Annotated in this window: 22 protein-coding genes and 1 tRNA gene; 7 read left to right on the plus strand and 16 right to left on the minus strand. The window is 73.2% G+C overall.

Annotated features, from left to right (window positions below):
• Nucleotides 1–4: 4 nt before the first annotated feature.
• The 3 genes from ACVWW9_RS01825 to glmU are packed head-to-tail and all read right to left on the minus strand — an operon-like array spanning nt 5 to nt 2,899.
• Nucleotides 5–445: a hypothetical protein gene (locus ACVWW9_RS01825; RefSeq protein WP_354259167.1), complete on the minus strand. Its 441-nt coding sequence runs from the start codon at nt 443–445 to the stop codon at nt 5–7.
• 22 nt (nt 446–467) lie between these two features.
• On the minus strand, nt 468–1,445 hold the full coding sequence (locus ACVWW9_RS01830) for a ribose-phosphate diphosphokinase (RefSeq protein WP_354259165.1): 978 nt from the start codon (nt 1,443–1,445) through the stop codon (nt 468–470).
• Between the two features lie 11 nt (nt 1,446–1,456).
• Entirely contained in the window at nt 1,457–2,899 is a 1,443-nt protein-coding gene (gene glmU / locus ACVWW9_RS01835) for a bifunctional UDP-N-acetylglucosamine diphosphorylase/glucosamine-1-phosphate N-acetyltransferase GlmU (protein ID WP_456514157.1), read from the minus strand.
• 87 nt (nt 2,900–2,986) lie between these two features.
• Between glmU and ACVWW9_RS01840 the strand changes: the two genes are divergently transcribed.
• From ACVWW9_RS01840 to ACVWW9_RS01850, 3 genes are all read left to right on the plus strand, one after another.
• Nucleotides 2,987–3,057, plus strand: a tRNA-Gln gene (locus ACVWW9_RS01840).
• Nucleotides 3,058–3,145: 88 nt separating this feature from the next.
• Nucleotides 3,146–3,745: a hypothetical protein gene (locus tag ACVWW9_RS01845; protein ID WP_456514158.1), complete on the plus strand. Its 600-nt coding sequence runs from the start codon at nt 3,146–3,148 to the stop codon at nt 3,743–3,745.
• A gap of 24 nt (nt 3,746–3,769) precedes the next feature.
• Nucleotides 3,770–4,249, plus strand: a complete 480-nt coding sequence (locus tag ACVWW9_RS01850) for a MarR family winged helix-turn-helix transcriptional regulator (protein WP_123696036.1) — start codon at nt 3,770–3,772, stop codon at nt 4,247–4,249.
• Between the two features lie 6 nt (nt 4,250–4,255).
• Here ACVWW9_RS01850 and ACVWW9_RS01855 read toward each other — a convergent pair whose 3' ends face one another.
• From ACVWW9_RS01855 to ACVWW9_RS01880, 6 genes are all read right to left on the minus strand, one after another.
• Nucleotides 4,256–4,690, minus strand: coding sequence for a hypothetical protein (locus ACVWW9_RS01855; protein ID WP_456514159.1), 435 nt, complete (start codon nt 4,688–4,690; stop codon nt 4,256–4,258).
• Nucleotide 4,691: 1 nt separating this feature from the next.
• On the minus strand, nt 4,692–6,131 hold the full coding sequence (gene ahcY, locus ACVWW9_RS01860; RefSeq protein WP_456514160.1) for an adenosylhomocysteinase: 1,440 nt from the start codon (nt 6,129–6,131) through the stop codon (nt 4,692–4,694).
• Nucleotides 6,132–6,325: 194 nt separating this feature from the next.
• Nucleotides 6,326–7,744 carry a sugar nucleotide-binding protein gene (locus ACVWW9_RS01865; protein WP_456515394.1) on the minus strand — a complete coding sequence of 473 codons (1,419 nt, stop codon included), beginning with the start codon at nt 7,742–7,744 and terminating at the stop codon, nt 6,326–6,328.
• A 25-nt stretch (nt 7,745–7,769) separates the two neighbouring features.
• Complete coding sequence (gene rfbB / locus ACVWW9_RS01870; RefSeq protein ID WP_456514161.1) at nt 7,770–8,768, minus strand: dTDP-glucose 4,6-dehydratase; 999 nt, start codon at nt 8,766–8,768, stop codon at nt 7,770–7,772.
• A gap of 41 nt (nt 8,769–8,809) precedes the next feature.
• The gene (locus tag ACVWW9_RS01875; protein WP_456514162.1) at nt 8,810–10,198 is read right to left on the minus strand and encodes a phosphomannomutase/phosphoglucomutase; all 1,389 of its coding nucleotides are present in this window, start codon (nt 10,196–10,198) and stop codon (nt 8,810–8,812) included.
• A 36-nt stretch (nt 10,199–10,234) separates the two neighbouring features.
• A complete protein-coding gene (locus tag ACVWW9_RS01880) occupies nt 10,235–10,459 on the minus strand; it encodes a DUF3499 family protein (protein ID WP_354259140.1) in 225 nt (74 codons plus the stop codon).
• A gap of 56 nt (nt 10,460–10,515) precedes the next feature.
• Between ACVWW9_RS01880 and ACVWW9_RS01885 the strand changes: the two genes are divergently transcribed.
• Nucleotides 10,516–10,938, plus strand: coding sequence for a hypothetical protein (locus ACVWW9_RS01885; RefSeq protein WP_354259137.1), 423 nt, complete (start codon nt 10,516–10,518; stop codon nt 10,936–10,938).
• Between the two features lie 14 nt (nt 10,939–10,952).
• Here ACVWW9_RS01885 and ACVWW9_RS01890 read toward each other — a convergent pair whose 3' ends face one another.
• From ACVWW9_RS01890 to manA, 5 genes are all read right to left on the minus strand, one after another.
• Nucleotides 10,953–12,542 carry a DUF5719 family protein gene (locus ACVWW9_RS01890; protein WP_456514163.1) on the minus strand — a complete coding sequence of 530 codons (1,590 nt, stop codon included), beginning with the start codon at nt 12,540–12,542 and terminating at the stop codon, nt 10,953–10,955.
• Nucleotides 12,539–15,313, minus strand: a complete 2,775-nt coding sequence (locus tag ACVWW9_RS01895; RefSeq protein WP_456514164.1) for a glycosyltransferase — start codon at nt 15,311–15,313, stop codon at nt 12,539–12,541. The genes ACVWW9_RS01890 and ACVWW9_RS01895 overlap by 4 nt, the downstream gene beginning before the upstream one ends.
• A 94-nt stretch (nt 15,314–15,407) precedes the next feature.
• Nucleotides 15,408–16,694 (minus strand): glycosyltransferase family 2 protein, encoded by a 1,287-nt coding sequence (locus ACVWW9_RS01900; protein ID WP_456514165.1) that lies wholly within the window; start codon nt 16,692–16,694, stop codon nt 15,408–15,410.
• 72 nt (nt 16,695–16,766) lie between these two features.
• Entirely contained in the window at nt 16,767–17,024 is a 258-nt protein-coding gene (locus ACVWW9_RS01905; protein WP_170165653.1) for a WhiB family transcriptional regulator, read from the minus strand.
• A 225-nt stretch (nt 17,025–17,249) separates the two neighbouring features.
• A complete protein-coding gene (gene manA / locus ACVWW9_RS01910; RefSeq protein WP_456514166.1) occupies nt 17,250–18,359 on the minus strand; it encodes a mannose-6-phosphate isomerase, class I in 1,110 nt (369 codons plus the stop codon).
• 119 nt (nt 18,360–18,478) lie between these two features.
• Between manA and ACVWW9_RS01915 the strand changes: the two genes are divergently transcribed.
• From ACVWW9_RS01915 to ACVWW9_RS01925, 3 genes are read left to right on the plus strand one after another with little or no spacing between them, the layout of a single operon-like run.
• Nucleotides 18,479–19,657, plus strand: a complete 1,179-nt coding sequence (locus tag ACVWW9_RS01915) for an acyl-CoA dehydrogenase family protein (protein WP_456514167.1) — start codon at nt 18,479–18,481, stop codon at nt 19,655–19,657.
• A gap of 32 nt (nt 19,658–19,689) precedes the next feature.
• Nucleotides 19,690–19,935 carry a hypothetical protein gene (locus ACVWW9_RS01920; protein WP_354259121.1) on the plus strand — a complete coding sequence of 82 codons (246 nt, stop codon included), beginning with the start codon at nt 19,690–19,692 and terminating at the stop codon, nt 19,933–19,935.
• Nucleotides 19,935–21,617 carry a rhamnan synthesis F family protein gene (locus ACVWW9_RS01925; RefSeq protein WP_456514168.1) on the plus strand — a complete coding sequence of 561 codons (1,683 nt, stop codon included), beginning with the start codon at nt 19,935–19,937 and terminating at the stop codon, nt 21,615–21,617. Before ACVWW9_RS01920 ends, ACVWW9_RS01925 begins: the two co-directional genes overlap by 1 nt.
• 154 nt (nt 21,618–21,771) lie before the next feature.
• Here the strand turns inward: ACVWW9_RS01925 and ACVWW9_RS01930 are convergent, their stop codons facing one another.
• The gene (locus ACVWW9_RS01930) at nt 21,772–22,554 is read right to left on the minus strand and encodes a toll/interleukin-1 receptor domain-containing protein (RefSeq protein ID WP_456514169.1); all 783 of its coding nucleotides are present in this window, start codon (nt 22,552–22,554) and stop codon (nt 21,772–21,774) included.
• Between the two features lie 480 nt (nt 22,555–23,034).
• Nucleotides 23,035–23,772: a polyprenol monophosphomannose synthase gene (locus ACVWW9_RS01935; RefSeq protein WP_354259115.1), complete on the minus strand. Its 738-nt coding sequence runs from the start codon at nt 23,770–23,772 to the stop codon at nt 23,035–23,037.
• Nucleotides 23,773–23,781: the final 9 nt, after the last annotated feature.

Below are 23,781 nucleotides of genomic sequence, written 5' to 3' on the forward strand. Positions count from 1 at the left end.
GGGCCTACGGCTCGACGGAGGCGGATCCCGGGGTCGGGCCGCCGGCGTCCTCGATCTGCTCGGTGAGGAAGGCGTCGAGGATCTCGGCGCGCAGCGCGTCGACGCGCGTGCGCAGCCGCTTCCGGTCGGCCTTCGCGCTGCCCGCGCCGAGCAGCGCGACCGCGTGCTCCAGCTTCGTGAGCGAGAGCGCCCACGCCCGGGCGCGCAGCCGCTCCGGCTCGTCGTCGGCGCTGTCGCGCAGGTACTCGACCTGCTCGCGCATCGCCCGGAGCGTCGCGCGCATCGCGGCCGGGTCCTCGCCCGACGCGCCGCGTAGGCGCTGCACCTCGCGCTGCAGCCGCTCGGCGATGTCGGGGTTCGTGCTCAGCCACGCGAGCACGACGGGTCCGTAGCGCAGGCCGTTCTGGCCGAGGAACTTCAGCACGGGGATGATGGGGAACGCCATGTCGGCCTCCGGTCGATCCGGCTCAGGCAGCGCCGTCGAAGAGGCTCGTGACGGAGCCGTCCTCGAAGACCTCGGTGATCGCGCGCGCGAGCAGCGGGGCGATCGAGAGCACCTGCAGCTTCTCGAAGCGCTGGTCGTCGCGCAGCGGCAGGGTGTCGGTGACGACCACCGTGTCGATGAAGTCGGAGTTCAGCAGCTCCGGTGCGGGGCCGGAGAAGATCGCGTGGGTGGCGGCGACGACGACGCTCGTCGCGCCGTTCTTCTTGAGCGCCTCCGCAGCCTTCACGATCGTGCGGCCGGTGTCGATCATGTCGTCGACGAGCAGGCAGACGCGCCCGTCGACCTGGCCGACGATCTCGTGCACCGACACCTGGTTCGGCACCAGCGGGTCGCGGCGCTTGTGGATGATCGCGAGCGGTGCGCCGAGCTTGTCGCTCCACACGTCGGCGACGCGCACGCGGCCCATGTCGGGCGAGACGACCGTGACGGTGTCGGGGTCGAGCGTCGCGCGGAAGTGCTCGAGCAGCACCGGCATCGCGAACAGGTGGTCGAAGGGACCGTCGAAGAAGCCCTGGATCTGCGAGGCGTGGATGTCGATCGACATGATGCGGTCGGCGCCGGCGGTCTTGAACAGGTCGGCGATGAGGCGGGCCGAGATCGGCTCGCGGCCGCGGCCCTTCTTGTCCTGCCGCGAGTACGGGTAGTACGGCATCACGACGGTGATGCGCTTCGCGGACGCGCGCTTCAGCGCATCCACCATGATGAGCTGCTCCATGAGCCACTCGTTCACGGGGGCGCCGTAGGACTGCATGATGAACGCGTCGGAGCCGCGCACGGAGCCCTCGTAGCGGGCGTAGATCTCGCCGTTCGAGAACGTGCGGCTGTCGACGTCCATCAGGTCGGCACCCATCTCGGCCGCCACCGACCTCGCGAGCTCCGGGTGCGACCTACCGGTGGCGAGCACCAGGTGCTTGCGGTTCTTCGCGACGATCGATCCCACTCGGGTGCCTCCTAGGCCTCAGGTGCCTGCGTGTCCGCCGCCGCTGCCGCGTCGGCTGCCTTCGTCCCGGGGCGATTCGTCGCGACCCAGCCCGCCATGCTGCGCTGCGGTGCGACCGAGATCGCCAGCGCGCCCGGCTCGACGTCCTTGCGGACGACCGTGCCTGCTCCAGTGTAGGCGCCGTCGCCGATGGTCACGGGGGCGACGAAGACGTTGTGGCTGCCGGTGCGCACGTGCGAGCCGACCGTGGTGCGGTGCTTCGCCTGGCCGTCGTAGTTCGCCGTGATGGTGCCGGCACCGATGTTCGAGCCCTCGCCGACCACCGTGTCGCCGATGTACGACAGGTGCGGCACCTTGCTGCCCGCGCCGATCTGGGTGTTCTTCGTCTCGACGAACGTGCCGACCTTGCCGTCGTCGCCGACGACGGAGTTGGGCCGCAGGTAGGCGAAGGGGCCGACGGATGCGCGGGCGCCGATCACCGAGAGGGTCGCGTCGGTGCGCTTGACGACCGCGTCCTCGCCGACCTCGGTGTCGACGAGCGTCGTGTCGGGGCCGACCGTCGCGCCCGCGGCGATCGCGGTGGCCCCGTGGAGCTGCGTGCCGGGCAGGATCGTGACGTCCTCGGCGAGCGTGACGTCGATGTCGATCCAGGTCGACGCGGGGTCGGTGATCGTGACGCCCGCCATCTGCCAGCGGCGGATGATGCGGTCGTTGAGCTCGTGCGCGGCGGCGGCGAGCTGGACGCGGTCGTTGATGCCCCAGATCGCCCAGCTGTCGCTCGCCGGGACGGCCTGGATGCGGCCGCCGGTCGACTGCATCGCGAGCGCGGCGTCGGTGAGGTACATCTCGCCCTGGGCGTTGTCGCGGCCGATCGTGCGGAGCGCTGCACGGAGCGCTGCCGCGTCGAAGACGTAGATGCCGCCGTTGACCTCGTCGATGGCCCGCTCGGCGTCGCTCGCGTCCTTCTGCTCGACGATGCGCACGAAGCTGCCGGCCTCGTCGCGCACGATGCGGCCGAGGCCGGTCGGGTCGCCGAGGTGCGCCGACAGCAGCGTCATCTGGTTGCCCTCGCGCTCGTGGCGGTCGACGAGCGCGCGGAGGGTGTCGGCGTCGATGAGCGGCACGTCGCCGGAGAGCACGACGACGTGGCCCTCGAAGTCGGCGATCGCGTCGAGCCCCTGCTCGACGGCGCGGCCGGTGCCGGGCACGTCGTCCTGGTCGGCGATCCGCACGTGCGGGGCGAACTCGAGCACGGCCTCGGCCATCCGGTCGCGCTCGTGCCGCACGACGGCGACGATCGCCTCGGGGTGCAGCTCGCCGGCCGTGTGCAGCACGTGCGCGATGAGCGGCTTGCCCGCGAGCGGGTGGAGCGGCTTGGGCGTGCGGCTCTTCATGCGCGTCCCCGCGCCTGCGGCGAGGACGATGACGGCGACCTGGGGCACGAGCTCTCCCATCGGGGTGCGGTGGACTGCACTCAGGCTATCCGGGCCGCGCACCGCGACGCGGACGGCCCGGTGGCACGACTACCCTGGATCGCGCCCTCCGCCATGGTGTAACGGCAGCACAGCGGCCTTTGGAGCCGTTTGTCCAGGTTCGAATCCTGGTGGCGGAGCAGGAGACCCGGTGGGTCTCCTGCGACGTCACCAGTCGCGAGCGCAGCGAGCGAGGGCGGAGCGACGCTCGTCTGGCACCCTGTCGTGGTGCCCACCCCGCTCCTCACCGCCTCCGCGCACCCCGGTCGCCGCTGGGCGTCCCGCCTCGGCCGCGCGCTCAGCTGGCTCGGGGTGGTGATCTTCGCGGTCCTGGCGTTCGTGAGCGCGGGGTGGACGGCGCTCTTCGTCGTCGTCGTGGCGCTGAGCATCGCCGTGCATCGCCGCACGCGGCTGCGGCGCTGGGAGCTCGATGCGCCGGGCGCCGACGCCTGCTTCCGGTTCGGCCCGCGCGCGTCGCGCAGCGTCCGGCTCGCCGACGTCGCGGGCATCGTGATCGTCGACGCGCCGGGCAGCTCCTCGCGCGGCATCCCGGTCACGCGCGATCACGAGCGGTGGTGGCTCGTCGACGACGCCGGGCGGGCGCTCGGGCAGGCGAACACCGAGGGCCTGGACCCGGCCGACGTGGCGCGGTTCCGGAGCGCCCTCGGCGTGCCCTTCGTGCCGCTCGCGCTCGCCCGGCGCGCCGGCGCGGTGCCGCACGGCATGCCCTGGTACCAGGCGCATCCGGCGGGCGCGATCGCCGTCGCGATCCCCGCCACCGCCGCCGTCATGCTCCTCGTCGTGCTCGTGCCGCCCTACTGGGCGTGAGCCGGCCGATGCCAGGATGAGGGCATGACCGACGACGTCGACCGCATCATGGCCCAGTGGATGCGTGTGCGGCCCGACGCCGACGTCTCGCCGCTCGCGGTGCTGAGCCGCATGACGCGCATCTCCCGCCAGCTCGGCCGCGTGCGCGCGGAGGCCTTCCAGCTCGCCGGACTCGAGCCGTGGCAGTGGGACGTGCTCGCCGCGCTCCGCCGCGAGAACGGCCCGCTCAGCCCGAAGGACCTCATCGCGCAGACGATGGTGACGAGCGGCACGATGACGAACCGCATCGACAACCTCGTCGCATCCGGGCTCGTCGAGCGCGTCGACGGCTCCGCCGACCGCCGCGTGCGGCTCGTCGGCCTCACCGACGAGGGCATCGACCGCGTCGACGTGGCGCTCGACGCGCTGCTCGAGGCGGAGCGCCGGCTGCTGCGCTCCATCCCCGCCGACGACCAGGCGCGCCTCGCGGAGCTGCTCCGGGTGCTCGCCGACGCGATGCTCTGAGGCGGCTCAGCCTCGCTCGAGCGGCACCCGCCACAACCGCAGCTCGGTCTCGAGCGCGCGGAGGTCCTCGGACCGCAGGCCGAGGTCGGCCGAGCGGGCGAGGCGCGCGCCGTCGTGACCGAGGGCCTCCCAGATGTCGTAGGCCCGGCCGTGGCCGCCGGCGACGAGTCCGCGTCGCACGCGCGCGACCGACGACAGCGGCACGCGTCGGCGCCCGAACGCGCTGCCCAGCTCGAGCGTCGGCTCGGGCGTCGGCTCGAGCACGAAGCGCGTGGTGACGGCACGCACGCCGAGCACGACCATCCACGCCACCATCGCGCCCGCGCCGAGCGTGAGCGGCCATGCGGGTAGCCAGAGGCTGACGACCCCGACGGACCCGATGATCAGAGCCAGCGGGACGAGCTCGAACGGGAGCCGCCCCTTGAGGCGCACCTCCCGCACGTCAGTACCGGTAGTGCTCGGGCTTGAAGGGGCCCTCCACCGGCACGCCGATGTAGGCGGCCTGCTCGGGGCGCAGCGTCGTGAGGCGGGCGCCGAGCGCGTCGAGGTGGAGGCGCGCGACCTCCTCGTCGAGCACCTTCGGCAGCCGGAAGACGCCCAGCTCGTAGTCCTTCGTCGCGAGCTCGATCTGCGCGAGCACCTGGTTCGAGAACGAGTTCGACATCACGAACGACGGGTGGCCGGTCGCGTTGCCGAGGTTCATGAGCCTGCCCTCGGAGAGCACGAGGATCGAGCGGCCCGACGGCATCCGCCACTCGTGCACCTGCGGCTTGATCTCGATGCGCTCCGCGCCGGAGCGCTCGAGCGCCGCGATGTCGATCTCGTTGTCGAAGTGGCCGACGTTCGCGACGATCGCCAGGTGCTTCATGCCCTGCAGGTGCTCGAGCGTGATGACGTGCTCGTTGCCGGTCGTCGTGACCCAGATGTCAGCCTCGTGGAGCGCATCCTCGACGCGCGCGACGCGGAAGCCGTCCATCGCCGCCTGCAGCGCGCAGATCGGGTCGACCTCGCTCACGATGACGCGAGCGCCCTGGCCCTTGAGCGCCTCCGCCGCGCCCTTGCCGACGTCGCCGTAGCCGACGACGAACGCCGTCTTGCCGCCGATGAGCACGTCGGTCGCGCGGTTGAGCCCGTCGGGCAGCGAGTGCCGGATGCCGTAGCGGTTGTCGAACTTCGACTTCGTCACCGAGTCGTTCACGTTGATCGCCGGGAAGAGCAGGCGGCCGTCGGCGAAGAGCTGCTCGAGGCGGTGCACGCCGGTGGTGGTCTCCTCGGTGACGCCGCGCAGCTGCTCCGCGATGCGCGTCCACCGCTGCGGGTCGTCGGCGAGCGTCGTCGCGATGAGCGCGTCGATGACGCGCAGCTCGTCGGGGGCGCCGTCGGGCGTCACCGGCGCGCTGCCGGCGAGCTCGGCGTCGCGGCCGCGGTGCACGAGCATCGTCGCGTCGCCGCCGTCGTCGAGGATGAGCGTCGGGCCCTCGGGGAAGTCGAAGATGCGCGTGGTGCACGCCCAGTACTCCTCGAGCGTCTCGCCCTTCCAGGCGAAGACGGGCACGCCCGCGGGCGCCTCCGGGGTCCCGGTGCCGACGACGATCGCCGCGGCGGCCTCGTCCTGCGTGGAGAAGATGTTGCAGCTCGCCCAGCGCACGTCGGCCCCGAGCGCGACGAGCGTCTCGATGAGCACGGCGGTCTGCACCGTCATGTGCAGGCTGCCGGCGATGCGCTGGCCCGCGAGGGGCTGCTCGTCGGCGTAGCGCCGGCGCAGCTCCATGAGCCCGGGCATCTCGTGCTCGGCGAGCCGGATCTGGTGGCGGCCGGCCTCGGCGAGCGCCAGGTCGCGGACGCGGTGCTCGAAGGTCGTGGGCGCAGCGGTGTCGGTCATGCCGACCATCCTCCCACTCGCCCCGAGGCCTCGTCTGCGCCGCACCCGAGACCCGAGGGGTGCGCTCGATCGGGCTGACCCGGTCACCGAGCCCGAGGAGCGGCTCTCGCCGGTGTCAGCCCGATCCGTCTCACTGGCGGGACCGGTGGTGCGACTCCGATCGGCCCCTGGCGCTCGCCGAGCGCGCGGCCCCGTCAGGCGGTCGGCAGCGCTCGCACGTACTCCTCGAGCATCGCGAACTGGTCGCGGGGCTCGAAGCCGGTCGACTCGAGCTTCGCGAGCCGCATCGCGCTGTGCCGGGGCCGCGGCGCGATGCCGGTCTTCGACGCGAAGTACGCCTCGGTCGACACCGGCGACACCCTCGCGCCGTCGTTCCCGGTGAGGTCGAACACGCGGCGGGCGATCTCGGCCCAGCTCACCGGCTCGCCGCCGTTGCTCACGTTGTAGAGGCCGTGCGGCGCCGCCACCCGCAGGAGGTGGTCGATCGCGCGGGCGAGCTCGCTCGCGAACGTGAGCCTGCCGACCTGGTCGTCGACGACCTGCGGCGCGACGCCGCGGCGCGCGAGCGACGCCATGGTCGAGACGAAGTTCGTGCCCTCGCCGACGACCCAGGAGGTGCGGACGATGTAGTGCCGGGGCGCAGCGGCGACCGCCAGGTCGCCGGCCGCCTTCGTCTGCGCGTAGACGCCGAGCGGGCCGAGCGCATCCTGCTCGTCGCGCTCCCCCTCCCGGTCGTCGAACACGTAGTCGCTCGAGACGTGCACGAGCGTGAGCCCGTGCTCGGCCGCGATCGACGCGAGCCTGGCCGGGCCGGAGGCGTTGACGGCCCAGGCGTCGCGCCGGCCGTCCTCGGTCTCGGCGGCGTCGACGGCCGTGTAGCCGGCGGCGTTCACGATCGTGTCGTAGGCCGACCAGCGGATGCCGTCGAGCGACTCCGGGCGCGCCAGGTCGACGCGGTCGCGGCCGGCGTAGTCGACGTCGTGCCGGTCGGCCCAGTGCGCGCGGAGCGCCACGCCGAGCTGGCCGTTCGCGCCGAGCACGAGCGTGCGCCGGGGCGGCATCGGCGTGACGTCGGCGAGCATCGGGTGCGCGCGGTCCTTGTCGCTCAGCTCCGCCTCGTCGAGCGGGATCGGCCAGGCGATCGCGGCGGTCGGATCGGCGAGGTTGAGGAAGGTGTACTCACCCTGCGCCTCGGCCGACCAGTGGTCGTTGACGAGGTAGGAGTAGGCGGTGTCGACCTCGAGCGCCTGGAAGGCGTTGCCGACGCCGCGCGGCACGAACACCGCGATCGACGGGTCGATCTCGATGCTGAAGGTCGCGCCGAACGACGGCCCCTCGCGCAGGTCGACCCACGCGCCGAAGACGCGCCCGGAGGCGACCGAGATGTACTTGTCCCACGGCTCGGCGTGGATGCCGCGGGTGACGCCGGGCGCGGCGTTGAAGGAGATGTTGTTCTGCACCGGGCCGAAGTCGGGCAGGCCGAGCGCGAGCTGCTTCTCGCGCTGCCAGTTCTCCTTGAACCAGCCGCGGTTGTCGCCGTGCACCGGCAGGTCGAAGACCAGGAATCCCGGGATCGGGGTCTCGCGGACCGCGAGCTGCTTGCCCGTCTGCATGGGCTCCGTCGTCACGTGCGCGGCCTCAGTGCCCGGCCTGGGCGTACTTCGCCTCGGCCTCGGCCTTCTGCTTGCGCCACCACGGCTCGTTCGCGCGGTACCAGTCGATCGTGTCGGCGAGGCCCGACTCGAAGTCGGTGAAGGCCGGCTCCCACTCGAGCTCCTCGCGCAGCTTGCTCGCGTCGATCGCGTACCGCAGGTCGTGGCCGGCGCGGTCCTTCACGTGGTCGAACGCGTCCGGCTCCTGGCCCATGAGGCGCAGGATCGCCTGCACGACCTCGAGGTTGTTCTTCTCGCCGTCCGCACCGATGAGGTACGTCTCGCCCGTGCGGCCGCGCTCGAGGATGCGCAGCACCGCGCTCGAGTGGTCGTCGGCGTGGATCCAGTCGCGCACGTTCTCGCCCGCGCCGTAGAGGCGGGGCCGCACGCCGTCGATCACGTTCGTGATCTGGCGCGGGATGAACTTCTCGACGTGCTGGCGCGGGCCGTAGTTGTTCGAGCAGTTCGAGATCGTCGCCTCGAGCCCGAACGAGCGCACCCATGCGCGCACGAGCAGGTCGGAGCCCGCCTTCGTCGAGGAGTAGGGGCTCGAGGGGTTGTAGGGCGTCTCGGGCGTGAACTTCGCCGGGTCGTCGAGCTCGAGGTCGCCGTAGACCTCGTCGGTCGAGATGTGGTGGAAGCGGGTCCCGCTGCGGCGCGCGGCCTCGAGGAGCGTGAACGTGCCGATGAGGTTCGTGTGCACGAACGGCGCCGGGTCGTGGAGCGAGTTGTCGTTGTGCGACTCGGCCGCGTAGTGCACGACCGCGTCGGCGTCCGCGACGAGCGCGTCGACGACCTCCGGGTCGGCGATGTCGCCGACGACGAGCTGCACGCGGTCCTCCGGCAGGCCCGCGAGCGTCTCGCGGTCGCCCGCGTAGGTGAGCTTGTCGAGCACCACCACGTCGTGGTCGGTGTTGGCGACGACGTAGTGGACGAAGTTCGAGCCGATGAAGCCGGCGCCGCCGGTGACGAGGAGCTTGCTCATGTGCTCCAGCGTACTGGGCGGCGCGCGGCGGCCCGGCCCGCTCAGGCGCGGATGAGCGCCAGCACCTCGTCGCAGATCGCGACCATCGTCGGCTCCTGCTCGGCCTCGACGTTGAGCCGCAGCAGCGGCTCGGTGTTCGACGGGCGCACCGAGAACCACCAGGCGCCGTCGGGCGCCGTGACGGTGAGGCCGTCCATCTCGTCGAACTCGCCGCGGCCGGCGAACGCCTCGACCACGCGCGTGTAGGCGGCCGGCACGTCGGCGACGGTCGAGTTGATCTCGCCGGACGCGAAGTAGGGCGTGTAGCGCGCCGCGAGCTGCGACAACGGCTCCTCGTCGACGCCGAGCGTCGCGAGCACGTGCATCGCCGCGAGCATGCCGTTGTCGGCGCCCCAGAAGTCGCGGAAGTAGTAGTGCGCCGAATGCTCGCCACCGAAGACGGCGCCGGTCTCGGCCATCCGGTCCTTGATGAGCGAGTGGCCGACGCGCGTGCGCACGGCGGTCGCGCCGGCGGCCACGATGGCCTCGGGCACCGACCGGCTGGTGATGAGGTTGTGGATGACGACGACGTCCTGCTCGCCCTCGGCCTGCACGCGGCGGATCTCGCGCTCGGCGACGATCGCGGCGACCGCCGACGGCGAGACGGCCCCGCCGCGCTCGTCGATGACGAAGCAGCGGTCGGCGTCGCCGTCGAACGCGAGCCCGAGGTCGGCGCCGTGCTCGACGACCGCGGCCTGCAGGTCGACGAGGTTCTTGGGGTCGAGCGGGTTGGCCTCGTGGTTGGGGAAGGTGCCGTCGAGCTCGAAGTACATCGGCACGATCTCGAGCGGGAGCGCGCCGAGGCCCGCGGCGTCGCCGAGCACGGCGGGCACGGTCATGCCGCCCATGCCGTTGGCCGCATCCACCACGACCTTGAGCGGCCGGATCGACGAGAGGTCGACGAGCGAGCGCAGGTGCTTCGCGTAGTCGGCGAGCACGTCGAGCTCGCGCAGCGAGCCGGGCTCGGCCGCGTCGGGCAGCCCGTCGTCGAGGTAGCGCTGCGCGCGGTCGCGGATGGCGGCGAGGCCGGTGTCGAGGCTCACGCCGCGGGCGCCGGCGCGCGAGAACTTGATGCCGTTCCAGGCCGCCGGGTTGTGGGATGCGGTGAACATCATGGCCGGCGCGTCGAGCGAGCCGGAGGCGAAGTAGGTGCCGTCGGTCGAGCACAGGCCGATCGCGATCACGTCGGCGCCGCGCGCCCGCGCCCCCTCGGCCGCGGCGGCGGCGAGCGCCGGCGACGACGGGCGCATGTCGTGGCCGATCACGATCGGCGCGGCCGTGCCCACCTCGTCGGCGAACGCGGCACCGAGCGCGCGCACGACCTCCTCGGTGAGCTGCCCGTCGACGAGGCCTCGCACGTCGTACGCCTTCACGATGTCCGTCAGCGCCATGGTTCCTCTTCGTGTCGGGGTGGGTGGGGCCGTCGCCTAGCGCGACGCCCGGTCGGGCTCGTGGCGCACGACCTGCCAGCCGGTGGGCCCGCTCGCGCGGTCGGCGTGCGGGTCGCACAGGTCGTAGCTGCCCTCGATCGCGCCCTGCCTGCTGGCCGCCTGCAGCGGGCCGACGACGAGCAGCTGCGCCGCGTAGTCGACGGTGACGGTCCGGTCGGCGTACCGGCGGCACCCGGGCCGAGAGCACATCGCGACATCCATCCCGCCAAGGGTAGCGGCGCCGGACCCGTCCGCCGGGCGACACGTAGGATGTGGCCATGCACGCGCGCCAGCACTCCCGCGGCTCGCGCCACGGGCGTGAGATGCGATCGTCGGTCGCCGGCCCGGTGCTGCCGTTCCTCTCGTCGCGCGAGACGCGCTTCGAGGACATCGCCGCGGATGCGGCCGACTACGTCATGGGGCTGTGGCCCGCGGAGCTCGGCGACGTGCTCTTCCAGTGGGCCGACATGCCGCCGCGGGCGATCGCCGACCGCATCGACGAGGTGCCGGAGTGGGCGGTGGACGCCGCGCAGCGCACGATCACCATCTATCGACTGCCGCTGCAGCGCCTGCCTCGCGTGCACATCGACGACCCCTGGCACCGCCAGGTCGCGATCGAGGGCGCGGTCTTCCGGGCGGCGGCCGAGCTCATCGGTCGCGACCCGTGGGAGGTCGCGCCGGACCGCTGGCGGCACCACTAGTCGACCAGCGAGGGCTAGTGCAGGACGCGCACGCCCTCCGCGGCCGGCCCCTGCGGGCTCGCCGTGAAGCCGCCCACCTCGCTGTCGCTGCGGTAGCCCACGCCGATCACGAGGCCCTCGCCGATCACCTCGACGGAGCCCGCGTCGACCGCACGCTCGATCGTGCCGCCTGCGGCGAGCACGACCTCCTCGCCGTCGATCGTCACGCGCTGCTCCGCGGCGGCGGTGCTCGCGATGTGGAGCGTCGCCGCAGGGCCCTCTGGCACCGCGATCGCGGATGCGCCCGAGCGCGGCTCGCCGCTCGCGATCCAGTCGAAGTCGAGCCCGTCCGCCGACGTCGCGACGGCGCGCGCGCCCGCGACCACCGGCGCATCCGACGACACCCGGATGGCGTAGGTGCCGACCGGCAGGTCGCCGAGCGGGAAGTCGGTGACCACGCCCGCCTCGAGCCTGCCCTCCGACTCGATGACCGAGCCGTCGCTCGCACGGAAGGCCAGCTGCAGCGCGCCTCCCGTAGGTGAGAGCACGCGCAGCACGGGCACGGTGTCGTCGAAGTCGGCCTGCGTCTCGAGGCCGGACGGCTCGTCGATGCGCACGGCGGGCAGCACCGCGGCGGTGCCGGCGACGACGGGGTCGACGACGTCGAAGCCGCCGCGCTCGAGCCCGCGCGTCGTCGTCTGCTGCAGGTGCGCCGCGACGGGCGCACCGGTGGAGGCGACGCGCACGACCGCGTCGGCGACGCCGGGCGCGACGGCCGCGAGGTCGAGCACGGCCTCGGTGCCGGGGGCGACCGCGAGACCCGTCGAGCCGACCGACTCGATGGGCCCCTCCGGGCCGAAGACCGTCACGTCGACGCTCGCGCCGACCTCTGACGCGTTCGCGATCGTGAGCACGGTCTGCCTGCCGGTGCGCGTCGAGCCGCCGACGAGCCACTGCTCGAGCCGCGTCTCGGCGCACTCGCTCGCGGCGAACCCGCCGACCGCGTCGACGTCGACGTCGAGCGACTGGGCGGCCGAGAGCGTCGACTCCTCGCCGCGCTGCACGACGGCGTCGCCGCCGCTCAGGTCGCCCGCGGTGGGCACGGCGAGCTGCGACTGCTCGACCTCGCCGCCCAGGCTGCCGACCTGGACCCGGGCGTCGGCGACGCCCGTGATCGCCAGGGCGTCCTCGCCGTCGGAGGTGCCCACGCGCAGCGCCGGGCCCGCGCAGACGCGCGACTGCAGCGGGGACGCGGGCTGGACGAGCGTCGAGGGTGCTGACGCGGTGACGCGCGCGTCGTCCGGCAGCGCATTCGCCCCCAGCACGGCGCTCACGCCCAGCGCCGCCGCGACGAGCCCGGCGGCGGCGCGGCCGCTCCAGCGGGCGACGCCGCGGCGGTCGACGCGCCGCACCGCCTCGGCCGCGTCGTTGGCGGCGGCCTCGCGGTCGGTGAGCGCGACGTCGCGCGCGATGTCGCCGTCGACCGGCTCGTCGCGCGCGGCCGCCTCGAGCGCGAGCTCCTCGGCCGTCGGCTCGTGCTCGATCGGCGGCTCCGGCTCGCCGATGGGCGAGGGGTCGTCGAACTCCTGGGAGTCGTCGAGCGGCTCCAGGTCCCGGTCGCTCATCGCCACTCCCCCGCTCCCTCGAGCCGCTTCGTGCGCACGCGCGCCCCGCGCCGCAGCGACGGCAGCGCCGCGACGACGGCGGCCGCGAGCGCGACCAGCTGGCCGAGCAGCAGCCAGCCGGCCCACGCGGGACGCTCGATCGGCGGCGTCGGCGCGGACTCGAGCCGCTGCCACAGCAGTCCGGCTTCCGTCTGGCCGATGGTCTGCAGGTCGCCGCGCGCGTCGAGCGACCGCTGCGCGCGATCGTGGAGCCCGGCGGCGCCCTCGCGCTCCTGCTCGAGCAGCACGAAGCGCACGCCCTGCGCGTCGAGGAGCGCGTCGACGTCGACGTCGCCGCCCGACGCGAGATCGACGGCGGCCTGTGCGACCTGCGCGTCCAGGTCGCCCGGTGCCTCGCGCACGAGCTCGCCGGTGGCGAGGTCGTCGAGGGTCGTCCCTCGACCGCGCTCGAGGTCGACGCCGAGGTCGCCCTCGGCGAGCGGATGCAGGACGAGGGTGCCGACGCGCGCGTCGTCGGCGGTCGCCGCCTCCACGAACGCGGGCATGCGGCGGTCCGGCGCGGGGATGACGATCGCGGGCGCGAGGAACGTCGACGCGACGACGGGCACGGCCGCGACCACCGCGACGACCGCGACGAGACCGCCGGGCAGTGCGGCACGCCGGTCCTCGACGTCGGCCGCGGTGACGGCGAGCGCGATGAGCGCGGCGAGCGCGAGGGAGGCGCCGGAGCCCGCCCAGACGGTGATCGCCTCGCCGTCGACGCTCGTGAGCGCGAGCCGCGATGCGCCGACCGCGGTCGCGTAGCCCGCGAGCAGCAGCAGCACCCACGGCCATGCGCGCGTCGGCCGCAGCACGACGCCCGCGAGCGCCGCGAGCGCGAGCGGCGCGAGCAGCGCGAGCGCGACCCAGCGGGCGTCGACCCCCGGCGCCATCGCCGCGACCACGCCCTCGAGCGTCGTGAGCGTGCCGTCGGGCGACAGCAGCGCCGCCTCGGTGGCGGTCGGCGGGGCGGATGCGCGCGGCATACCGGGATCGGCGAGCGCGGCGAGCGGCGTGCCGGCCGTCCAGCGCGCCACGACGACGGGGCCGATGAGCGCGAGCGCCGGGAGCACCGCCGCGAGGGGCCGCAGCGGCGAGCGCCAGCCCACGCCGATGCCGATGAGCGCGAGCAGCAGCATCGCCGGCAGCAGCACCGGCGCGGCCGCGACGACGATCGCGAGCGGGATGGCGGCGAAGCCCGCCGCGCGCCACGACCGGTGCGCGAGCAGCATCCCCGCGGCGGCGAGCGGCAGGGCGAGATGCCCGAGCACCGCGCCCACCCGGCCGTCGACGATGGCCGCGAGCAGCGTCGGCGAGAGCGACCAGACGGCCGCCGACACCGCGGGCGCCCAGCGGGAGTCGGTCATCCGCCGCACCGCGAAGAAGGCCGTGACGGCCGCGATCGCCGGCGCCAGGAAGAGCAGCAGCACGATCGCCGTCGACGGCTGCCAGAACGTGATGGAGCCGAGCAGCGCGAGCAGGATCACGAACGGGTCGGCCGGCCCCTGGACCTCGCCGAGCGCATCCCTCGGCCCCGCGAGCGCGTTCGCCCACAGGTCGCCGAGCGAGTCGGAGAGGGGCAGCAGCGCACCGCCCGTCGCCGCCGCGGCACCGAGCAGCTGCGGGGACAGCACGACCCCCACGACGAGTGCCGCGACCGCGACCCACAGCCCCGCCCCCTCGACGAAGCCGACGCGCTCGTCCACCAAGCGCTGCGTGTGCTCGGGGTCGCCCACCGCGCGGCGGTGCGACCGCACGGTGCGCCACGACGCGCGCAGCGGTCGCAGCGACGCCCAGCCCGCCGCGCGGGCGCGGGCGATGCGGCGGCGGGCGCGAGCGGTCGAGGGCACGGCGACGAGCGTCGCGAGCGTGGCCTGCCACTCGGCGAGCACGGCGGCCGGCCGCTTCGCGAGCAGGTGCGCGATCGAGCGCACGACGGCGAGCGGCAGCAGCAGGAGCCAGTGCACGACGAGGGCGAGCGGGTTCGCGTAGGCGAGCCGGCGGTGCAGCTGCGCGCGCCGCGCGATCGCGACCCGCCCGGCGTCGCTCACCGCGCGCGCGGCGAAGTGCTCCGGCCCGCCCGCGCGACGCACGCGCGCTCGCGGCTCGACGGCGACGCGATGGCCGGCGAGGCGGGCGCGCACGCCCAGGTCGAGCCCGGCATCGATCGAGCGGAGGGCCAGGTCGAAGCCGCCGAGCGCGGCGAACGCGTCGCGGCGCACGAGCACGCCCGTCTCGGCGACGCCGAGGCGATCCGAGTCGTCGTCGTGCTGCCCCTGGTCGAGCTCGCCCTCGTGCAGCAGCAGGCTGCGGCCGAACGGCGTCATCGACTGGCCGAACTCGGCGAAGCGGTCGGGCTCGTCGGCGCGCATGACCTTCGACCCGACGACGGCGACGCTCGGGTGCGCCTCGGCGTGCGCGAGCAGCGCCTCGAGCGAGCGCGGGTGCGGCGCGGCATCGTGCGCGAGCAGCCACAGCCAGTCGTCGTCCTCGGCCTCCGGCAGCGTCGCGACGCCCTTGCCGATCAGCGCGCCGTACGGCAGCCGCTGCGTGATGACGACGCTCGACGCCTGCGACGCCTCGAGCAGCGCGCGGGAGCCGTCGCGCGAGGCGCCGTCGACGGCGACGAGCCGCTCGGGCTGCGTCGTCTGCGCGCCGATCGCCGCGAGGGTCGCCGGCAGGTACGCGGCGCCATTGCTGGCCGCGAGCACGGCGAAGACCCTCGGATGCACCCGGCAAGGCTAGGCGGGATCGGCGCCGCGCCCCGGGTTGCCGCCGGTGTGCCGTGCGATCGGCGCCCGAGCGGGCGGCGCTCGAGGGTGCGGGTCAGGCGCGGCCGGGCCGGACGACGCGCTTCACGGCGCTCGCGGCACGGAAGGCGGGGTGCTCGCGCACGAGCCGCAGCCGTGACTCCGCAGCGTCGCGCGCTGCGGCGGCCCTCGTCGCCTGCTCGCGCGCGTCGGCGAGCTGGCCCTCGAGCGCGCGCCGCGCGGGCGCGCCGGCCTCGAGGCCCGCGAGCCACGCCTCCTCGCGCTCCGCGGCGATGCGCGCCGCGAGTCCGGGGATGCCGTCGAGCGTCTCGCGCTCGAGCCGCAGCCGGTAGAGCTCGGTGTTGCGCGCGTCGAGCTCGTCGCGGAGCGCGACGATGTCGTCCTGCGCCACCTGGTCGAGCGGTGCGAGCAGCTCGGCGAGCGCGCGCAGCTCCTGGATCTCGCCGGTCGAGAACGGCGCATCGTCGGCGTCGTCGAGCACGGCGGCGAAGCGCGCGGGCAGCAGCGGCTCGAGCCGCTCGAGCTGCTCGAGGAGCGAGGTGTCCTCGCGCAGCCCCGGCGCGCGCAGCTCGTCGGCCGTCGGCATCCGGCGGGCGAGGAAGGGCAGCAGCTGGTTCGCGCGCATGCGGCGCCAGTCGCGCATGCCGTGGTGGTTCGCGCTCGGGCGGAGGTCGGGGTTCTGCTCGTAGGCGCGCCCCATGTTCTCGGTCTTGCGCTCGACCTGCGACGACGAGCGCCACGGCAGGTGCAGCACCTCGAGCGCCGCATCGGCCGGCGGCTCGCCCTGCTGCTCGATCGAGACGAAGTGGTTGCCGTGCGCGACCTCGACGTCGGCGCTGCCGACGTGGATCGCGTTCGGGGTCGGGTGCGCGTGCACGCCTGCGGCCCGCAGCGCCTCGAGGGTGCGCTCGTCGCGGCGCACGAGCCGGCGGAGGCCCGAGCCCTGTCGCGCGATCGGCCCGACGAGGTTGACGACCGGCACCGTGAACGCGCCGATCTCGCGCGGCGTGCGCGCGAGCGCCTCCCCCACGGTGAGCGCCGGGTCGACCGCGCGCACGAACTCGTCGGCGTCGCCGTTGATCACCCAGTCGGCGCCGTGCTCCTCGAACGCGAGGCGGGCCATCCGCGTGACGACCTTCGCCTGCTGCTTGCGGTGCTCGGGATCGTCGAAGACGGTGACCGGCGCGACGGCCGCGTACTCGGCGAGGATCTCGCGCGTGCCGTCGACGGATGCGTTGTCGGTCACGAGGATGCGATCGATCCCCTGGGCGAGGTGGTGCTCGATCGTCGCGGCGATGATGTCCGCCTCGTCGCGCACCATCATGGTCATCACGACGGTCATGCGGCGAGCATATCGGTGGGTGAGCCCTGCTCAGCGACTGCTCGGCCGAGCCTGCGGATCACGCGTGTCGGATCAGGCGAGCTTGCGCAGCTTGCGGCGCTCGCGCTCCGAGAGTCCGCCCCAGATGCCGAAGCGCTCGTCGTTCTCGAGCGCGTACTCGAGGCACTGCTGCCGCACGTCGCACGACTCGCAGATGCGCTTCGCGTCGCGCGTCGAGCCGCCCTTCTCGGGGAAGAACGCCTCGGGATCGGTCTCGGCGCACAGCGCGTCGGCCTGCCAGCCGAGCGGCTGGTCGTCGATCTCGCTGCGCACACCCGGGACGCCGAGCATGACCGGGTCGACGAACCAGTCACCGGGCACCCCTCGGCGCAGCCCGCGATCGTCGATGGCCTGCGCTGCTGTCGTGCTGCGCTGCACTCCCTCTCGCATGGCGTTCCCCCGGTTCTGCAGGACCCCGGCCGGGCCTGCGTTGCACCAATTACACCGGTGTAGTTCGCCTCGCGTCAAGTCGGAGATTCTAGGAGTGTCGCGCCCTCTCGCCCGGGAGCGACGCGCCTACGGCGTGTCGATCTCGAGCGCGAGCCACGCCTCCGCGGCGTCGATCTCGAAGGGCGCCTCGGCGTCGATCCACGCGGCCTCCGCCGGCGCGAGCGCACGCGTCTCGCCGTCGACCGTCGCGGTGCCGCCGGAGACGGCGAGCAGCAGTCCCCTGCCGCCCTCGACGACGTGGGCGCCGGTGATGCGGCGCAGCTCGAACGGCGCGGCAGGCCGGTAGGCGGTCGCGCCCTCGAGCGGCTCCGCGGGCAGCCGGGGGTCGTCGAGCGGCGTCGGGTCGACGACCGCGAGCAGCTCGGCGACGTCGACGTGCTTCGGCGTCAGCCCGCCGCGCAGCACGTTGTCGCTCGGTCCCATGAGCTCGATGCCGAGGCCGGAGAGGTAGGCGTGCAGGTTGCCGGCGGGCAGGAAGAGCGCCTCCCCGGGCGCGAGCGAGACGCGGTTGAGCAGCATCGCGACGAGGATCCCCGGGTCGCCCGGATGCGTGGCCGAGAGCCGCGCGATGGTGTCAGCCTCCACCGGATGCGTCTCAGCGAGCGCATCCGCCGCGGCGACCGCGCCCGCGACGACCGGCGCGACCTCGGCGTCGCCGGAGAGCAGCCACGCGAGGGCGTCGCCGGCCGCGAGGTGCCCGAGCAGCGGCTCGACGCGCTCGTCGGCGGCCGCGAGCGCCTCGGCCACCGCCCGCGCCTGCGCCTCCGGACGGAACCCGCTGAGCGCCTCGAACGGCGTCACGGCGACGATGATCTCGGGCTTCGGGTGCGGGTCGCGGTAGTTGCGGTGCGGGGCGTCGCGCGGGATGCCCGCCGCGTCCTCCCGCTCGAACCCCTCGCGGGCGCGTGCCGCATCCGGGTGCGCCTGCAGCGAGAGGGGCTCCGCGGCGGCGAGCACCTTGAGCAGCATCGCGGGCTGCCGCGCGCCGAGGGCCTCGAGCGCGGGCCCGAGCGCGGTCCCCGCGTGCGGGCCCGCCGTCACGACGGCGGGGCACCCCGCGTGCGCGCCGAGCCACAGCTCGGCCTCCGGTCCGCCGGACGCGGTGCGGCCCAGGTACTCGGACAGGAGCGTGGTGCTCCCCCAGGCGTAGTCCCTCGGCTCATTGGCGATCGGCACAAACACAGCCGCGGTCTCCTTCCGCCGGTTTGGTCGAGCGTACCAACGGCCCGCCGCCTGGCCCGCGGGCGGCCGTAGCCTGACCGCGACGGCCAGGACGGCCGGGAGACTGAGGAGCAATGACGTTCACGCCGCTCACGAGCGACTTCTACGGGTTCGCCGCCGACCTGACCGACGCCGAGCGCGCGTCGCTCGCCGAGATCCGGGCCTTCATGGAGGAGCGGGTGCGCCCGGTCATCCTCGACCACTGGCACCGCGACGCGTTCCCGACCGACCTCATCCCCGAGCTCGGCGCGCTCGGCGTCGTCGGCGGCGCGTGGCCCGAGACCGCCAGGTTCGAGAACTCCGCCGTCTACCGCGGCTGGGTCGCGCTCGAGATGAGCCGCGTCGACGCCTCCGTCTCGACCTTCATCGGCGTGCAGAACGGCCTGGTGGCCGGCACGCTCGGCGTCACCGGCAGCCCCGAGCAGCGCGCCGAGTGGCTGCCGCGCCTCGCGGACTGCTCGGTGGTCGGGGCGTTCGGCCTCACCGAGCCGCTCTCGGGCTCCGACTCGGCGCAGGGCCTGCGCACGACCGCCCGGCGCGAGGGCGACGAGTGGGTCATCGACGGCGCCAAGCGCTGGATCGGCAACGCCACGCAGGCCGACATCGTGGTGGTCTGGGCGAAGGACGCCGAGAGCGGGCGCGTGCTCGGCTTCATCGTGCCGACCACGACGCCCGGCTTCTCGGCGACCCGCATCGAGCGCAAGATCTCGCTCCGCATGGTGCAGAACGCCGACATCGTGCTCGACGGCGTGCGCGTGCCGGAGTCCCTGCGGCTGCAGGGCGCGAACAGCTTCCGCGACACCGCCCGCGTGCTGCGGCTCACGCGCGCGGAGGTCGCCTGGAGCGCGGTCGGCGTGATGATGGGCGCCTACGAGGCGGCCGTCCGCTACACGACCGAGCGGGTGCAGTTCGGCTCGCCGATCGCCGGGCACCAGCTCGTGCAGGACCTGCTCGCGAAGTCGCTCGGCCACATCACCGCATCGATCGCGCTGTGCGTGCAGGTCTCGCGGATGCTCGACGAGGACCGGCAGGAGGACGCCCACTCGGCGCTCGCGAAGGCCTACGCGACGAGCCGCATGCGCGAGGTCGTCTCGTGGTGCCGCGAGGTGTGCGGCGGCAATGGCATCGTCACCGACTACGAGGTCGCGCGCTTCTTCGCCGACGCGGAGGCGCTCTACACCTACGAGGGCACCGCGCAGATGAACTCGCTCATCGTCGGACGGGCGATCACCGGGCAGTCGGCCTTCGCCTGAGCGGGGCCGATCGGGCGAATAGGCTGACCGGCATGGATGCGAACGCGCCGGACCAGCCTGAGCTCGAACGACTGCGGAGCGAGCTCTCGCGGCTCGAGCGCGAGCGCGCGACGGAGGTCGCCGAGCTGCGCTCCGCGCGCCACCGCATCATGGAGCTCGAGGCGCAGCTCGCCGCGAGCCGCGACCGGCTGCCCCACCCGCGGGCGATGGCCGTGCGGGCGAAGCGGGTCGCGCGCCGCGGCGTCGGCTCGCTGCTGCGCAGGCTGCGGAACCGCTAGTGCGGCTGGCCAACCTCGACGCGGTGCGCCGCGTCGGCATCTTCTTCTTCTACGACGGCGACGGCGTCGCCGACGAGACCGTCACGACGCTGCTCGACGGCGTGCAGCCGCACTTCGAGCGCACGATCGTCGTCGTCAACGGCGCGCTCGACGAGGCGAGCCGGGCAGCCTTCGAGGCGCGGCCCGGCACCGAGCTGCTGCAGCGCGAGAACCAGGGCTTCGACTCCTGGGCCTACAAGACCGCGATCGAGCACATCGGCTGGGACGGGATCGCCGAGATCGACGAGCTCGTGCTCTACAACTTCACGATCCTCGGGCCGGTCGCGAGCGTCGACGCGATGTTCGCCGACATGGATGCGCGCGACCTCGACTTCTGGGGCCTCACCGTGCACCACGGCGCGCCCTTCGACCCGTGGGGCCTGCTCGAGACGCCGACGCTGCCCGAGCACCTGCAGTCGCACTGGATCGCGGTGCGCGCGTCGATGCTGCAGTCCGCGCCCTTCCGCCGCTACTGGGACGAGCTGCCCCCGATCCCCGACTACGCGCACGCGGTCGCGAAGCACGAGGCCCGCTTCACCCACCACTTCGCGTCGTTCGGCTTCCGCTGGGAGCCCTTCGTCGACACGGCGGACCTGCGGCAGACCACCTTCTACCCGCTCAACTCGATGCCGGTCGAGCTGATCCGCGACCGGGGCTGCCCGATCTTCAAGCGCAAGACGCTCTTCGCCGGCATCGACTCGGTGATCGACGAGCACGCCACCGGCAACGCCCGCGAGCTCTACCGCTTCCTCGCCGCGTCGGGCCGCTACGACATGGGCGTGCTCGACCGCCACCTCACCCGCTCCGCCGACCAGCGCGACGTCTTCGAGACCATGCACGAGTGGCGCATCCTCGCGCCGTCCGCGGCGTCGCGACCGTCGACCGTCGCGCTCGTCGAGGCCTCGGAGGGCTGGGAGCAGCGCGTCGACGCCGTGCGCGGCGCCGACCGGATCGTGCTCGCCGGGGCGCCCGGCACCCTCGCCGCGATCGACGCGAGCGCGGAGGTCGACCTCGGCGGCGTCGAGCTCGTGGGCGTGCGCGCGCATCCGCTCGAGGCGCTCGCCGATGCCGACGAGTCGCTCGCGGTGCTCGCGCTCGCCGACGGCATCCCGGCGGAGCTGCCCGGCCTCGACCGCGACGACCGCCGCGCCGACGCGCTCGAGTCGCTCGGGCTGCCGGACCGGCTCGCGGACGCGGCCGCCGCGTTCGACGACGCCGCCGTCGGTGCGCTCGTGTCGGCGCCCGCGCTGCAGCGCGGCTGGTTCGGCGAGCTCGGCCACGAGGCCGACGGCGCCACGGCGCGACTCGAGCTCGCGGCGAACCGGCTCGCGATCCGCGCCCGCTCGAACGCGCCCGTCGTGCCGCAGGCGGGGGCCGCCATCGTGCGCGGCGCCGTCGCGGCATCGCTCGGCGCCCGGATCCGCGACGCGGCCGCCGAGCTGCCGCAGCTGTCGGTGGACGAGTGGGGGCGGCTGCTCGCGCTCGCGGTGCAGGACGCCGGGCTGCGGCCGCAGGTGTCGATCTCGGCGCGACTCGCGGAGCAGCGGCTCTCGGTCATGCAGCACCAGCTGCGCGGCCTCACCGGCGCGGTGGGGCGCGGCGTGGGCGAGTCATACACGCAGCTGCTCGGCAGGATCCGCTAGCTTCATCTGCCGGAAGCGGCCGACCCCTAAGTTGAGTGGAGGCCGCCCTGGAGGGCGTGTCTCATCACCGACGGTCATGCATCTCTCATCGAGCGCATCAACGATGTTTGCCTCCAGAACTCTTTCGGCAACATCGGGTCGTGCAGGTTACGGCTCAGCGGAGATGAGGCGGCAGCTGCGCGCCCGGCGCCATGGATGAGGTGTTTGCAAACAAGCGCTCCAGAGTGCGCCGATCAGAAACGAACCCGACCTCTTTGAAGCGACACCGCACGAAATGCACATCATTGAGGCCCAACGCCCCGACAATCACATACGGCGAGTCGAGTTCGATGAAGGCCTCTGGCCCGTTGAAAATGCACTCGCTGAAGGTGATCTTGCGCTCGGGATCGATATTCAAGATGCAGATCCCCTGGACGACGCAGTCTTCGAACTTCATGTGCGATAGCGCCTGCGTCTCGTCGAGAGGCAGCTCCGGCAGGCGCACGGCCTGACCGCGGTAGACGACGTACCCGTCCTCCTCGACCTGGGCGCCAAGCACCTTCTTCGCGATCGGAACCACCACGTTGCGAATATCGCCCTTGACCTCAAGGCCCTTGACGTCAGCAAGAAGAGGGTCGTAGACAGCGACTTCTGCAGGCGAGATCTGATGGAAGAGAGGTATCACGCGCCCGTCATCGAGGAGCATCGACAGAGCCGCCAACTCTCGCTTGGGCCACTTCTTGGCGAAGAAGTTATGGGACAGCACGACGATCCCGTACTCGCTCTGACCCAGACCTTCATTGATCTTCGCCCGGATACTGTCGCCAGCTTGGATCTCGTAGTCGTCGTACCAAGCAGCAACCCGATATCGCATCAGCGTGTCCGCAAGATTCTTGACAACGCCCTTGTCCTCACTGGCGTGCGAGATAAAGGTTACTCGCCTTTCCTGATTCGACATGGGTCGAACGTAGCACCGCACGCGAACCGCGAATCAACCCCGGCGGACTTGCGACAGGCGGCGCGAGCGCGCCGTGCTACGGGGGGCGACGCGGCCGATGCAGACGAGCGCGCTCAAGGCTATCCCCCTCGGCAGAGGCTGACCGGCGATCGCGGGTTCTTCAGCTGAGTCGATGAGCGCTTAACAAGCGACCCCTTGGAAGCATCCAGCGCGGTTGTGACAGTTCTGTCGCAGAACGTTGAGTTTGAGCCAGACGGTCGCGGCGCTACCAAGGAAGCCAGGAATCGCGACGTCCTGCTCGCAGCGGGGCTGGCGCCAATCGAAAGCGCAAGTTGGTCGAGTTCCGTCCGAAGAACCGCGTGTTCGACATGGACAAGAAAATTTGCAAGCGCGGCGCCGCCGACTTCGAGCGCGACGATTTTCTGGAATGACCTCCAGGTTCGCGGGCGAGTCCTACACCCAGCTGCTCGGCAGGATCCGCTAGCGCGGCAGCAGCGCGCGCAGCTGCGCGGCGCGGCGGCCGATGCCCCAGCCGGTCACCTTCGTGAGGGCCTCGCCGATGATCGAGCCCGACATCTTCGACTCCCCGGCCTCGCGGTCGCGGAACTGGATGGGCACCTCGCTGATCGACGCGCCGGCGTCGTGCGAGCGAACCGTCATGTCGATCTGGAAGCAGTAGCCGCGGCTCTCGAGCGACTCGAGGTCGAGCCGCTGGAGCAGCTCGGTGCTGTAGACGCGGTAGCCGGCCGTCATGTCGTGCGCGGGCACCCCGAGCATGAGGCGGGCGTAGAGGTTCGCGCCGCGGCTGAGCACCTCGCGGCGCATCGGCCAGTCGACCACGCTGCCGCCCGGCATCCAGCGGGAGCCGATGACGAGCTCGTCGCCGGCGGCGGCGCGCTCGAGCATCGCCCGCAGCCGCTCCGGCGGGTGGGAGCCGTCGGCGTCGATCTCGATCACGTGGGTGTAGCCGCGCTCGATGCCGAGGGCGAAGCCGTCGAGGTAGGCGGCGCCGAGACCCAGCTTGCCGGGCCGGTGCCGCACCGTGATGCGCGGGTCCGCCGCGGCCATCCGGTCGGCGAGCTCGCCCGTGCCGTCGGGGCTCGCGTCGTCGAGGATGAGCACGTCGAGCTCGGGCACGGCGGCGAGCAGCCGGTCGACGAGCACCGGGAGCGACTCGACCTCGTCGTACGTCGGGATGAGCGCGAGCGCCTTGATCATGGATGGTCC

Source organism: Agrococcus sp. UYP33, from assembly GCF_054060915.1.

Excerpts from the sequence above, each read along its gene's own strand:
- ACVWW9_RS01825 (WP_354259167.1), bottom strand. The coding sequence starts at position 445 with ATGGCGTTCCCCATCATCCCCGTGCTGAAGTTCCTCGGCCAGAACGGC.
- glmU (WP_456514157.1), bottom strand. The coding sequence starts at position 2,899 with ATGGGAGAGCTCGTGCCCCAGGTCGCCGTCATCGTCCTCGCCGCAGGC.
- ACVWW9_RS01850 (WP_123696036.1), top strand. The coding sequence starts at position 3,770 with ATGACCGACGACGTCGACCGCATCATGGCCCAGTGGATGCGTGTGCGG.
- ahcY (WP_456514160.1), bottom strand. The coding sequence starts at position 6,131 with ATGACCGACACCGCTGCGCCCACGACCTTCGAGCACCGCGTCCGCGAC.
- ACVWW9_RS01865 (WP_456515394.1), bottom strand. The coding sequence starts at position 7,744 with ATGCAGACGGGCAAGCAGCTCGCGGTCCGCGAGACCCCGATCCCGGGA.
- rfbB (WP_456514161.1), bottom strand. The coding sequence starts at position 8,768 with ATGAGCAAGCTCCTCGTCACCGGCGGCGCCGGCTTCATCGGCTCGAAC.
- ACVWW9_RS01875 (WP_456514162.1), bottom strand. The coding sequence starts at position 10,198 with ATGGCGCTGACGGACATCGTGAAGGCGTACGACGTGCGAGGCCTCGTC.
- ACVWW9_RS01880 (WP_354259140.1), bottom strand. The coding sequence starts at position 10,459 with ATGGATGTCGCGATGTGCTCTCGGCCCGGGTGCCGCCGGTACGCCGAC.
- ACVWW9_RS01885 (WP_354259137.1), top strand. The coding sequence starts at position 10,516 with ATGCACGCGCGCCAGCACTCCCGCGGCTCGCGCCACGGGCGTGAGATG.
- ACVWW9_RS01890 (WP_456514163.1), bottom strand. The coding sequence starts at position 12,542 with ATGAGCGACCGGGACCTGGAGCCGCTCGACGACTCCCAGGAGTTCGAC.
- ACVWW9_RS01900 (WP_456514165.1), bottom strand. The coding sequence starts at position 16,694 with ATGACCGTCGTGATGACCATGATGGTGCGCGACGAGGCGGACATCATC.
- ACVWW9_RS01905 (WP_170165653.1), bottom strand. The coding sequence starts at position 17,024 with ATGCTCGGCGTCCCGGGTGTGCGCAGCGAGATCGACGACCAGCCGCTC.
- ACVWW9_RS01915 (WP_456514167.1), top strand. The coding sequence starts at position 18,479 with ATGACGTTCACGCCGCTCACGAGCGACTTCTACGGGTTCGCCGCCGAC.
- ACVWW9_RS01920 (WP_354259121.1), top strand. The coding sequence starts at position 19,690 with ATGGATGCGAACGCGCCGGACCAGCCTGAGCTCGAACGACTGCGGAGC.
- ACVWW9_RS01930 (WP_456514169.1), bottom strand. The coding sequence starts at position 22,554 with ATGTCGAATCAGGAAAGGCGAGTAACCTTTATCTCGCACGCCAGTGAG.
- ACVWW9_RS01935 (WP_354259115.1), bottom strand. The coding sequence starts at position 23,772 with ATGATCAAGGCGCTCGCGCTCATCCCGACGTACGACGAGGTCGAGTCG.